The sequence below is a fragment of the Sphingomonas sp. BLHR8 genome, from assembly GCF_056821725.1.
In genome coordinates, this window is sequence record NZ_JBPDIM010000001.1 from 1,768,188 (window position 1) to 1,780,526 (window position 12,339).

At 69.2% G+C, this 12,339-nt stretch carries 9 protein-coding genes; 4 read left to right on the plus strand and 5 right to left on the minus strand.

All coding sequences use genetic code 11. From position 1 onward, the window contains the following. The first annotated feature begins 6 nt into the window (after positions 1-6). From ACRYJK_RS08910 to ACRYJK_RS08920, 3 genes are read left to right on the plus strand one after another with little or no spacing between them, the layout of a single operon-like run. Positions 7-1,446, plus strand: a complete 1,440-nt coding sequence (locus tag ACRYJK_RS08910; RefSeq protein WP_482667167.1) for a cytochrome ubiquinol oxidase subunit I — start codon at positions 7-9, stop codon at positions 1,444-1,446. Then, complete coding sequence (cydB, locus tag ACRYJK_RS08915; protein WP_482667168.1) at positions 1,446-2,513, plus strand: cytochrome d ubiquinol oxidase subunit II; 1,068 nt, start codon at positions 1,446-1,448, stop codon at positions 2,511-2,513. The genes ACRYJK_RS08910 and cydB overlap by 1 nt, the downstream gene beginning before the upstream one ends. Continuing rightward, positions 2,503-2,655, plus strand: coding sequence for a DUF2474 family protein (locus tag ACRYJK_RS08920; protein WP_482667169.1), 153 nt, complete (start codon positions 2,503-2,505; stop codon positions 2,653-2,655). The genes cydB and ACRYJK_RS08920 overlap by 11 nt, the downstream gene beginning before the upstream one ends. A gap of 320 nt (positions 2,656-2,975) precedes the next feature. On the opposite strand, the gene glmS is transcribed toward ACRYJK_RS08920, so the two are convergent. Beyond that, positions 2,976-4,799: a glutamine--fructose-6-phosphate transaminase (isomerizing) gene (gene glmS, locus ACRYJK_RS08925; protein WP_482667170.1), complete on the minus strand. Its 1,824-nt coding sequence runs from the start codon at positions 4,797-4,799 to the stop codon at positions 2,976-2,978. 93 nt (positions 4,800-4,892) lie between these two features. On the opposite strand from glmS, the gene ACRYJK_RS08930 reads away from it, so the two are divergent. Then, positions 4,893-8,489 (plus strand): class I SAM-dependent DNA methyltransferase, encoded by a 3,597-nt coding sequence (locus tag ACRYJK_RS08930; RefSeq protein ID WP_482667433.1) that lies wholly within the window; start codon positions 4,893-4,895, stop codon positions 8,487-8,489. A 245-nt stretch (positions 8,490-8,734) separates the two neighbouring features. On the opposite strand, the gene glmU is transcribed toward ACRYJK_RS08930, so the two are convergent. The 4 genes from glmU to ACRYJK_RS08950 are packed head-to-tail and all read right to left on the minus strand — an operon-like array spanning position 8,735 to position 12,330. After that, the gene (glmU, locus tag ACRYJK_RS08935) at positions 8,735-10,141 is read right to left on the minus strand and encodes a bifunctional UDP-N-acetylglucosamine diphosphorylase/glucosamine-1-phosphate N-acetyltransferase GlmU (protein ID WP_482667171.1); all 1,407 of its coding nucleotides are present in this window, start codon (positions 10,139-10,141) and stop codon (positions 8,735-8,737) included. 25 nt (positions 10,142-10,166) lie between these two features. After that, positions 10,167-11,186, minus strand: coding sequence for a nucleotidyltransferase family protein (locus ACRYJK_RS08940; protein WP_482667172.1), 1,020 nt, complete (start codon positions 11,184-11,186; stop codon positions 10,167-10,169). Next, positions 11,183-12,049 carry an HprK-related kinase A gene (locus tag ACRYJK_RS08945; RefSeq protein WP_482667173.1) on the minus strand — a complete coding sequence of 289 codons (867 nt, stop codon included), beginning with the start codon at positions 12,047-12,049 and terminating at the stop codon, positions 11,183-11,185. Before ACRYJK_RS08945 ends, ACRYJK_RS08940 begins: the two co-directional genes overlap by 4 nt. Continuing rightward, entirely contained in the window at positions 12,046-12,330 is a 285-nt protein-coding gene (locus ACRYJK_RS08950; protein WP_482667174.1) for an HPr-rel-A system PqqD family peptide chaperone, read from the minus strand. Before ACRYJK_RS08950 ends, ACRYJK_RS08945 begins: the two co-directional genes overlap by 4 nt. Positions 12,331-12,339: the final 9 nt, after the last annotated feature.

The window sequence follows — 12,339 nt, forward strand, 5'->3', positions numbered from 1 at the left end:
TAAGCCGTGGTTGAATCGGAGCTCGCCCTGTTACTGGCCCGCGCGCAGTTCGCGTTCACGGTCAGCTTTCACTTCATCTTCCCCGCCTTCTCGATCGGGCTGGCGAGCTTTCTCGCGGTGCTCGAAGCGCGCTGGTTGATGACCGGCGAGCAGAAATATCTCGACCTGTTCCGCTACTGGCTGCGCATTTTCGCGGTCGCCTTTGCGATGGGCGTCGTCAGCGGCATCGTCATGTCCTACCAGTTCGGCACCAACTGGTCGGTGTTCTCCGACAAGGCGGGGCCGATCATCGGCCCGCTGATGGCCTATGAGGTGCTGACCGCCTTCTTCCTCGAAGCGGGCTTCCTCGGCGTGATGCTGTTCGGGCTCGAGCGGGTGGGCAAGAAACTCCACTTCGTCGCGACGCTGATGGTCGCCATCGGCACCTTCGTCTCCGCCTTCTGGATCCTCAGCGTCAACAGCTGGATGCAGACCCCGGTCGCCTTCACCGTCAACGACGTCGGCCAGTTCGTGAAGGCGGGGACGTGGTGGGACATCATCTGGAACCCGAGCTTTCCCTATCGCCTCGTCCACACCGTCATCGCCGCCTATCTCACCACCGCGTTCGTGGTCGGCGGGGTGGCGGCGTGGCACCTCCTCAAACGGCACGACACGCCGCAGGTGCGCACCGCTTTCTCGATGGCGATGTGGATGGCGGCGCTGGTGGCGCCGATCCAGCTCGTCGCGGGGGACATGCACGGCATCAACACGCTCGAGCATCAGCCGGCCAAGGTGCTGGCGATGGAAGGGCATTTCGAGGATCACCCCAACGGCGCCCCGCTGATCCTGTTCGGCGTGCCCGATCAGGACGCGCAGACGACGCGCTACCAGCTCGCCATCCCCAAGGTCGGCTCGCTGATCCTGAAGCATGATCCGAACGCCCCCCTCGAAGGGCTGAAGCGCGTGCCGCGCGACGAACAGCCGCCGGTGGCGATCGTCTTCTGGTCGTTCCGCATCATGGTCGGCATCGGCCTCGCGATGATCGGCCTCGGGCTGTGGAGCCTGTGGGCGCGGCTGCGCGGACGCCTCTACGCGCCCGGCTGGCTGCATCGCGCGGCGGTGCTGCTCGGCCCGGCGGGGTTCGTCGCGGTGATCGCCGGCTGGGTGACGACCGAGGTCGGGCGCCAGCCGTGGACCGTCTATGGCGCGCTACGCACCGCGGACTCTGTCGCCCCGATCGGCGTGCCCGGGGTGGCGGCGTCGCTGCTCGCCTTCATCGTCGTTTACACCGCGGTGTTCGGCTTCGGCGTCTGGTATATCCTCAAGCTGATGAGCCAGCCGCCGCACGCGGGTGAGACCCCGCTCGCCGCGACGCCGACGCGTTCGGCGGGCACCACGCCGATCGCTGCGACCGGCGGCGACGGGGCGCCTCGCCCAGCCGTCGTGCCGACAGGGGAGGCGGGTTGATGTTCGAGGCTCTTACCCCCGCGCTGCCGGTCATCTGGGCGGTGATCATTGCCGTGGCGGTGGCGATGTACGTCTTCATGGACGGCTTCGACCTCGGCATCGGCGTGCTGTTCCCCGGCTTCAAGGTCGGCGAAGAGCGCGATGCGGCGATGAACTCGATCGCGCCGGTGTGGGACGGCAACGAAACCTGGCTGGTGCTGGGCGGCGGCGGGCTTCTGGCGGCGTTCCCGCTGGCCTATGCCGTCGTGCTGCCCGCGCTTTATGCGCCGCTGATCGCGATGCTGCTCGGCCTCGTCTTTCGCGGCGTCGCGTTCGAGTTCCGCTGGCGCGACCCGCGCCATCGCCGCGCGTGGGACGCAGGCTTCACCTTCGGCTCGATCGTCGCGGCCTTCGCCCAAGGCGTGACGCTGGGCGCGCTGGTGCAGGGCATCCCGGTCGAGGGCCGCGCCTATGCCGGCGGCTGGTTCGACTGGCTCACCCCCTTCTCGCTGCTGACCGGCGTGGCGATCGTCGTCGGCTATGCGCTGCTCGGAGCGACCTGGCTGATCTGGAAGACCGCCGGGCCCGTGCACGCTGATGCGCGCCGCTACGCGCGTTGGCTGCTGCCCGTCTTCGCGCTGCTGGTCGCGGCGGTGAGCCTCTACACCCCCTTCCTCGAGGGGCAGTATTGGCGCCGCTGGTTCGCCTTCCCCGGCCTCCTCGTCACCATTCCGATGCCGCTGCTGGTGGCGCTGGCAACGTGGAAGCTGTGGGCGGCACTGAAGCGCGACGAAGCGGTCGCGCCCGAAGGCGGCACGCTCGCGACCTTCGCCGACGCGAGCGCGTTCGGCTGGACGCTGGCGCTGTTCGCGCTGTCGATGATCGGGCTCGGCATCTCGATCTGGCCCGATGTCGTCCCGGGGCGGATCAGCATCTGGGACGCCGCCGCGCCGCCCGACGCACAAATCTTCATGCTGATCGGCGTCGTCATCCTGCTGCCCCTGATCCTCGGCTACACCGCCTGGTCCTACTGGGTGTTCCGCGGCAAGGTCGACGCGAGTGGCGGCTACCACACGCATGACCACTAAGCCCGAACGCCCGCTTGGGCGCATGAACAGCGAGCCCGAGCGGCCCTTTGATGAACGGCTGAGCTGGTTTATCGTGCTTTGGGCGGGGAGCGTCGCGGTGGTCGGCGCGGTCGCCTACGCCATCCGCGCGGTATTGCTGTAGCCTTGGGGGGCGAGGCGCGGCCCCCGCAGCGCCCGTCACCCCGGACTTGATCCGGGGTCCAGCTTGTCGCGTTGGCGGGCCGTCATGGGAGCAAGTCCCATGACGTCGGTCGGGTTGGCCTGCCGGCCACCCGCCGGCCGGCCGTAGCCATCCGCTCCGCGGACCGGCGAATAGCCCCGCTATTCGCCTTGGCTATCGGTGGCGGGCCGTCATGGGAGCAAGTCCCATGACGTCGGTCGGGTTGGCCTGCCGGCCACCCGCCGGCCGGGAATAGGCGTCGGCTCCGCCGACCGCGAAATAGCTCTCGCTATTTCGCTCGCCTATTCGACCGTCACGCTCTTCGCCAAATTCCGCGGCTGGTCGACGTCGGTGCCCTTGGCAACGGCGACGTGATAGGCGAGCAGCTGCACCGGCACCGCGTAAACCAGCGGCGCGATTAGCGGGTGCACCTGCGGCATCTCGATCGTGGCGAGGCACCCGTCGCCCGCCTCGGCAATGCCCTTTGCGTCGGAAATCAGCACCACCTTGCCGCCCCGCGCGCGCACCTCCTGCATATTGGAGACGGTCTTCTCGAACAGCGGCCCCGACGGCGCGAGCACGATCACCGGCACGCTTTCGTCGATCAGCGCGATCGGGCCGTGCTTCATCTCGCCGCTGGCATAGCCCTCGGCGTGGATGTAGCTGATCTCCTTGAGCTTCAGCGCCCCCTCCAGCGCCAGCGCGAAGTCCGGCCCGCGCCCCAGATAGAGCACGTCGCGCGCCGGCGCGATCAGCGGCGCCATGCCTGCGATGTCCGCGTCATGGTCGAGCGCGGCGTTGAGTGCGCCCGGCGCTTCGATCAGGTGGCGCACCACCTCCGCCTCTTCGGCGCGGTCCATCCGCCCCTTGGCCACCGCCAGCTTCGCCGCCAACGCCGCCAGCACCGCGAGCTGGCAGGTGAACGCCTTGGTCGACGCAACGCCGATCTCCGGCCCGGCGTGCGTGGGGAGGAGGAGGTCCGCCTCGCGCGCCATGCTCGACGTCGGCACGTTGACCACCACCGCGATGGTCTGCCCCGCCGCCTTGGCGTGGCGCAACGCCGCCAGCGTGTCCGCCGTCTCCCCCGATTGCGAGATGAACAGCGCCAGCCCGCCCGGCTCCAGCACCGGGTCGCGGTAGCGGAATTCGCTCGCCACATCGATGTCGACCGGCACCCGCGCGAACTGTTCGAACCAGTAGCGCGCGACCAGCCCCGCATAATAGCTCGTCCCGCAGGCAACGATCGTCACCCGCTTCACGCTCGCGAGGTCGAAGTCCATCTGCGGCAGCGCGACCTGGCTTTCGACCGGGCGGACGTAGGAGGAGAGCGTCTGCGCCACCACCGTCGGCTGCTCGAAAATCTCCTTGAGCATATAGTGGCGATACGGCCCCTTCTCGACCGCCGCGGCAGTGAGCCCGCTTGTCGTCACCTCGCGCTCGACGGGTTCGCCCGCGGCGTTGTAGATCTCCGCACCCTGCCGGCGCACCACCACCCAGTCGCCCTCGTCGAGATAGGCGATGCGTTGCGTCAGCGGCGCCAGCGCCAGCGCGTCGGAGCCGAGGTAGGTTTCCCCCTCGCCATAGCCGAGCACCAGCGGCGACCCCAGCCGCGCGCCGATCAGCAGGTCGGGGTGCTGGCGAAAGGCGATCGCCAGCGCGAAGGCCCCGCGCAGTTGCGGCAGCACCGCCTGCACCGCGTCCTGCGGCGACTTCCCTGCCTCAACTTGTTCGGAGACGAGGTGCGCGACGACTTCGGTGTCGGTCTCGCTCTCGAACACCCGCCCGCGCGCGATCAGCTCCTCGCGCAGCGGCTTGTAGTTTTCGATGATGCCGTTGTGGACCAGCGCCACCTCGCCCGTCGCGTGCGGGTGCGCGTTGCTGGTGGTCGGGGCGCCGTGCGTCGCCCAGCGCGTGTGCGCGATGCCGATCGTGCCGGGCGCAGGGTTCTGCGCCAGTTCGGCGACGAGGTTATTGAGCTTCCCCTCCGCCCGCCGCCGCACCAGCGCGCCATCGTCGACGGTACACACCCCCGCGGAGTCATACCCGCGATACTCCATCCGCCTGAGCCCATCGACCAAACGATCCGCGACCTCGGCCTTGCCGACGATTCCGATGATACCACACATGGCGCGGGGCTTTAGCGTGCGAGCGCGCGGCGCGCCATGGCTCGATTGCCAACGGGCGTTGAGCGGGCGCGATGACTATGCTCTATCGCCGTGATGGGGGACGCCACCGACGCCGACATCGAACGCTTCATCGCAGCGTGGGAGGCCACCGGCGGGTCCGAGCTCGCCAACACGCAAAGTTTCATCGGCGACCTGTGCCGCCTGATCGGGGTCGATCCGCCGGGGGGCAGCCACGCCGACGACGCGCGCAACGATTATGTCTTCGAACGCCGCGTGTTTCAGGACAATGGCGACGGCACGACCAGCTTCGGGCGGATCGATTGCTACCGCCGCGGCTGCTTCATCCTCGAAGCCAAGCAAGGAAGCGATCTCGACCGCCGATCCGCCGCCGCGGGGGAGGCCGACCTCGACCTGTTCGGGCACACCGCCACCGACCGCATGAAGCGCGGCACCGCGCGTCGCGGCACCCCGGCATGGGCGCGGGCGATGGTCAGCGCCAAGGTGCAGGCCGAACGCTATGCCAAGGCGCTGCCCGTCGACCACGGCTGGCCACCGTTCCTGCTCGTCGCCGACATCGGCTATTGCATCGAAGTCTATGCCGACTTCACCGGCACCGGCAAAGCCTACGCCCAGTTTCCCGACCGGTCGCGCTATCGCATCATGCTCGCCGACCTGCGCGATGCTGCGGTTCGCGAGCGGCTGCGTGCGATCTGGACCGAGCCCGCCTCGCTCGACCCGACCGCGCGCGCGGCGCGGGTCACGCGGGAGATCGCCGATTTGCTGGCAACGCTCGCACGCCGTCTCGAACGACGGGGGCATGGCGCGGAGCAGGTCAGCGGCTTTCTTATGCGGCTGCTGTTCACCATGTTCGCGGAGGACAGTGCGCTCATTCCACCGGGCAGCTTCACGCAGTTGCTGAAGGATCAGCGCGGCCATCCGGAACATCTTCACCACCAGCTGTCCGCGCTGTGGGCGGCGATGGACAAGGGTGAGTTCGCCCCCGCGCTCGGCATCCCGCTGCGCCGGTTCAACGGCTATCTGTTCAAGGACCGGCAGGCGCTCCCGCTCGAAGCGGAGGAGCTCGACGTGCTGATCGCGGCGGCAACCCACGTCTGGACCGAAGTCGAACCGGCGATCTTCGGCACGCTGCTCGAACGCGCGCTTGACCCGAAGGAGCGCTCGAAGCTCGGCGCGCACTATACCCCGCGCGCCTATGTCGAACGACTGATCGGTCCGACCATCATCGAACCGCTGCGCGCCGATTGGGACGGCGTACGCGCCAGCGCCGCCAAACTGATCGACGAGAACGAGCCCGAGGCGGCGCGTGAGCTGGTCGAGAAGTTTCACGGCCAGCTTGCTCGCACGCGCGTGCTCGATCCGGCGTGCGGCACCGGCAACTTTCTTTACGTCGCCATGGCGCGAATGAAGGAGCTGGAGGGAGAGGTGCTCGACCTCCTCCTCGAACTCGGCGACGATCAATATGTCGCCGAACTGTCGGGGCACACCATCACCCCCGAAAATTTCCTCGGCATCGAAATCAACCCGCGCGCGGCGGAGATCGCGCAGCTGGTGCTGTGGATCGGCTATCTGCAGTGGCATTTCCGCGTCAACGGCGCGGAGAAGATGCCTGCCGAGCCGATCCTGCGCGACATCCGCACCATCGAAAACCGCGACGCGCTGATCGCTTATGACGATCGCGTGCTGGAGCGGGACGAGGCGGGGCGCCCGGTCAGCCGCTGGGACGGCGAGACAATGAAGCCGCACCCCGTCACCGGCAAACCGGTCCCCGACGAGGACGCGCGCGTCGAAGTCTGGCGTTACGTCAATCCGCGTCCCGCCAGCTGGCCGCGCGCCGACATCATCGTCGGCAACCCGCCCTTCATCGGCGGCAAAGACGTGCGCGACCGGCTGGGCGACGGTTATTTCAAGGCGCTTTTCAAGACCACCAAAGTGCCCGAAAGCGCCGATTTCGTGATGCACTGGTGGGACAAGGCGGCAACGCTGGTACGCCGCAGCAGCATCCGCCGCTTCGGCTTCGTCACCACCAATTCGATCACCCAGACCTTCAGCCGCCGTGTCATCGCGCGTCATATGGAGGCGAAGGACCGCCTCAGTCTGCTGTTCGCCATTCCCAATCACCCGTGGGTCGACGAACGCAACGGCGCAGCGGTGCGCATCGCCATGACCGTCGCCGCCAAGGGCCGCCACGACGGCCGCCTCCTCACCGTCACCGACGAAAGCGGCGCGCCGGAAACCATCGAATTCGCGCAGCAGGCGGGCGACATACGCAGCGACCTGCGGGTCGGCGCGGATGTCACGTCGGTGAAACCGTTGAAAGCAAACGACCGGCTTTGCTCGCCCGGCGTAAAGCTCCACGGCGACGGCTTCATCGTCACCCGCGAGCAGGCGGTGCTGCTCGATCCGGTCGGCGCCGTGTCACGTCGACCGCGCGGGGTGGCATCGCGGCCAATGGCGTTCGCTGGGCGCGAACCGTCAGCACTGGCAGCGCCTCGCGAACCTACCGAACAGCCCGTCATCTTCGACTATCGCAATGGCCGCGACCTCGCCGGCCACGCGCGCGACGTGATGGTCATCGACCTCTACGGCCTCACCGAAAACGAGGTGCGCGAACGGCATCCGGCGATCTACCAGCACCTCCTCGCAACCGTGAAACCAGCGCGCGAAGGCCAGCTGGCCAAAAGTCAGACAGCGGACTCTCGGCAATACGCCAAGGACTGGTGGCTATTCGGGAAGACGCGGCCAGAGCTGCGTAAGGCCTTGGTCAACTGCGTACGCTTTATCGCCACCGTCGAGACGGCGAAACACCGCGTATTTCAATTTCTGCCGATCGACACTCGACCCGACAACATGCTCGTTTGTACGGCATCTGACGACGCTTACGCACTTGGAGTGCTGACTAGCAGGCATCATGTCATATGGGCGCTGGCGGCCGGGGCAAGGCTGGGAGTAGGTGACGATCCGCGTTACTCGAAATCACGCTGCTTCGACCCATTCCCCTTCCCCGCCGATGTGCCCGAACCGCTCCAGCAGCGCATTCGAGCGGAGGCGGAGGCGCTCGATGCGTTGCGCAAACGGGTATTGGCGCAGCATGCCGATCTGACGCTCACCAAACTCTACAATGTGCTCGAAGCGTTGCGCGCCAATGATGGGCGCGGGCGGGCGTTGACCGACGTCGAACGCGACATTCACGATCGCGGTCTCGTCACCATCCTCCGCCAGCATCATGATGCGATCGATGAACTGGTCGCCGACGCCTATGGCTGGGGCGACGACTGGCGCGCCGGGCGGCTCGATGACGAAACCATCCTCGCCCGCGTCGTCGCGCTCAACGCGGAACGCGCGGCGGAGGAGGCGAAGGGGCTGATTCGCTGGCTGCGGCCCGAATTTCAGGCACCCGACTATCGGCCGCCCGTCGAAGCGGCGGACGAACTCGCCCTCCCTGGCGGCGCGGGCGTGGCGGAGGACAATGTCATCGCGTGGCCGACCGCGCTTCCCGAACAGGTCAGCGCCGTGCGCGCGGTGCTGACCAGCGCGCCCGCCCCGCTCGCCGCCAACGACATCGCCCGCGCCTTCCGCGGCAAGCGCGCGGCGAGCGTGCGCCCGGTGCTCGACGCGCTCACCAACGTCGGTCTCGCCCGCCGCCTCCCCGACGGCCGCTACGCCGCCTGACGCGCCCCCCGTCATGCTGAACTCGTTTCAGCATCCACCGCCGACGGCGCGGCATGGACCCTGAAACTAGTTCAGGGTGACGGTGGGGCGGGTAACGGGGAGGGGGGGCGCGAGCGCCCGCTGTCCTACACGCCTCGCCGTCGGCATAGCTCCGCCCGAGGCTCGGCGCAGGCGCGTCGCAAAGCCGTCCCTCTTATGTGCGAACTTTGTGCGCTTGTCGCTCGACGGGCAGGCTCCGCGTCCGCTCAGCCGCTTTTTTTGGCCGCCGCCTCCGCCTTCTTGCGGCGCATGGCGTCGTGGAAGCGGTCGGCCCAGCCGGGCTTCACCAGCTGCTCGGCGCGCACCAGCCGCAGCTCGCCGTCGGCAACGTCGCGGCTGACCGCGCTCCCCGCGGCGACGATCGCGTCGCGGCCGATCTTCACCGGCGCCACCAGCGCGCTGTTCGAGCCGATGAAGGCGCGCTCGCCGATTTCGGTGCGGTGCTTGAAATAGCCGTCGTAGTTGCAGGTGATCGTCCCCGCGCCGATGTTCGCCCCCGCGCCGACGTCGGCATCGCCGATGTAGCTGAGGTGATTGGCCTTCGCCCCCTCCCCCAGCCGCGCCGATTTGACCTCGACGAAATTGCCGACCTTGGCGCCCTTCTCCAGCACCGCGCCGGGCCGCAGCCGGGCATAGGGGCCGACCTCGACCCCCTCGCCCACGCGCGCGCCCTCCAGGTGCGAGAACGCCCGGATGCGCGCGCCTTCCGCAACGCTCACGCCGGGGCCGAACACCACATTCGGCTCCACCGTCACGTCACGGCCGAGCTGCGTGTCGGCGCTGAAGAACACCGTCTCCGGCGCCAGCAGCGTCGCGCCGCCGGCCATCGCCTTCGCCCGCGCCATACGCTGCCATTCGCCCTCCAGGCTGGCGAGTTCGGCGCGGCTGTTGACGCCAGCGACCTCGACCGGATCGCCGACCTCGATCACCGCGCTCTTCGCACCGGGCAGCATGACGATGTCGGGGAGGTAATATTCGCCGGCGGCATTGTCGTTGCCGATGCGGTCGAGCAACACGAACAGCTCCGCGCTGCGCACCGCCATCAGCCCGGAATTGCACAGATCGACCGCGCGCTCCTCCGCGCTCGCGTCCTTATATTCGACCATCCGGTCGATGGTGCCGTCGCCCTGCGCGACGATCCGGCCATAGGCGCCCGCGTCCTCGGGGCGAAAGCCGAGCACCACCGCGCGCGGTTCGATGCCGAAATTGAGCCGCTCGATCATGCGGTGCATCGTCTCCGGGCGGACGAGCGGCACGTCGCCGTAGAGGATCAGCACATCGCCCGCGAACCCGTCGAGCGCGTCCTTGGCCTGCGCCACGGCGTGGCCGGTGCCGAGCTGTTCGCGCTGCCAGGCGACGCTCAGTCGCGCCGCGTCGGCGCGTTTGTGCAGATGCGTCTCGACCTGCTCGCCGTTCGCGCCGACCACGACGACGGTGCGCTCCGCGCCGAGCTCCGCCACCGCGTCGAGCAGGTGGTCGAGCATCGCCTTGCCCGCGATCGGGTGCAGCACCTTGTGCTTGGCCGAGGCCATGCGCGTGCCGCTCCCCGCGGCGAGGATGATCGCGGCCAGCGGGCGGCGGGGGCGGTCGGAGGCGGGGGTCGCATCGGTCATGCACGCCCCCTGCCACCGCGATGCGTCAGGGGGAAGACCGCGCGAACGCCTTGCGCGCCAGATGCGGGACCAGCAGCCGCAGCGGCATCCGCAGGAGATGCCCGCGCAGGTAAAAGGCGGCGCGCAGCGGCTTCGTTGTCCCCCGCCCCCACCCGTCACGGGCGAGGATGCGGCGCAGGAAGAGGGCGTCGCTGCGCTGCTCGGCCGGCCAATCGTCGGGCAGCGGCGTCGCGTAGAGCGCCCGCGCCAGCCGCCCCGCCCGCGCCATCGCCGGCCACAGCTGGTGAAGCTCCGCGCGGGCGCGAAGCTCCGCCCAGAAGTCCGCGCGCTCGCTCAGTTCGCGCAGCAGTCGGTCGATGTCCCACAGGTTGCGCATCGCCCCGTCCATTTCGCCATCGGCGAGACAATGCGCCGCTGCGTGCAGCACGAGGTCGGCATCCCCCAGCCGCTTGAGCCGCGCCCCGCACGGCACCGCGCCCGCGATCAGCGCCCCGGCATCGACCTTGGGCCGCGCGGTCAGCGGCAGGATCGTGTGGTGCACATCCAGCATCCGGTCGCGGCTCGCGTGGATCAGCGGCGGCAGCTCGTGCATCCAGCGGCGGTAATAGGCGTGGTCGTAGGGATCGGTCTTGACCCACTCCCAGCCGCCCGAAAGCAACGCCGCCTCCGCTTGCGGCAGCATATCGCGCGGCAGCAGAATGTCCGTGTCACCGATGTTGCGCCCCGCCGCCGCCGCCAGCCCTGCCGCGGCGTAGGCGCTGCCCTTGAGCAGGATGGGCGTCAGCCCGAGCGGCGCCAGCACCCGCGCCACCTCGTCCGCCTCCCACAGCATTTGCCGCTGCGCGTGGTGCGCGCGATTCGCTTCCGCGGTGAGGGTCGCTGCCACGGGGCGCGGCATGGGTTGCCCGGCGACTCGCTCCGCCAGCGTTGCCGACAGCCGCTCGGCGCGGGCGAGGCTGAGGAGGTCGCTCCACCGCGAGGGCGACAGCGCCGCCGCCCGCGCCGGGTCGGTGAGGATCGTCGCGAGGGTTCGTGCAAGGCTCATCGCGCAGCCCACAATTGCTCGACCGCCGCGACACCCTGTTCGCTGTCGGCATAGTGCAGCTCGACCGCGGGCGCCGCCGTCACCAGCGCAGTCAGCGTCGCAAAGGCGGACCGTCCCAGTGCGAGATAATTGGTCGACCCTTCGGTCAGCCGCACGAATGCATCCGCTTTGCCGACGGGCGCAAGCGCGGCGCTGTCGCCAAATCGCGGGAAGAGGATCATCGCCGGGCGCGCCGCTTCGCGCTGGCGGGCGATGGCTCGCGCGTTGGGGATGAGGTGACGCACGGTGCCCTTGGGCGTGCCCTCAAGCATCGGGCCCCAGCGCCGCTCGTCCGGGACGACCGCCCGCATCGCGGCGATGCTCTGGTTCTTGAGGCTCACCGCGCGCGGGTGCGCGTCGGCAAGGCCCGACCCATCGAGCCGCAGCAACACGAATTCATCGCCCATCAGCCGCCAGCCGCGCTCGCCCAGCAATGCGGCGAGCGTCGATTTGCCCGAACCCGACTCCCCTACCAGCAGCAACGCCTCACCGTCGCGCTCGACGCTGGCGGCATGAAGCAACAGATGCTGCGACCAGCCCAGCGCCAGCTGCAGGTTGAGCGCCATCTCCGCCGCGAGCAGCGCCTGCGCCAACGGCAAGGGTGCGGCGTCGGGGATGGCGAAGTCGCCGGCGATGGCGACGCTCGGCCGCAGCCAGCGGCGTAGCGGGCCCGCCGGCTCGAGCCGCGCGGTGGCCGCGGCAAACCCATCGTCGGGCGCAGGATATTCGGCGTAGAGCCGCTCGAGCGCGCGCACCGGCTGGCGCCACGCGCTGGCGAGGCGCATCGGCACCGCCCCGACCTGACGGCGCCAGATGAAGCTCACCCCGCCTCTGCAAGCCCGAGCGCGACCAGCTCGTCGCAGCGCTGCGCGATCGCGTCCGCCGCGCCATCGCCCAGCCGGTACGCGCGGTTGAGCCGGGCGAGCAGCGTCTTCACGTCCGCCGGCCCCTCCCCCAGTGCCTCAAGCAGCTGCGGCAGCGGCGCGCCGAGCAGGTGCGTCTGTCCCGAACTTTCGTCATACAGGGCGACGATACCGTCGAGGTCGCGCTGCACCAACGCCTGACGTTCCGGGCGCAGACGCCAGCGCCGCGCCGGCTCGGGCATCGCCGCCGT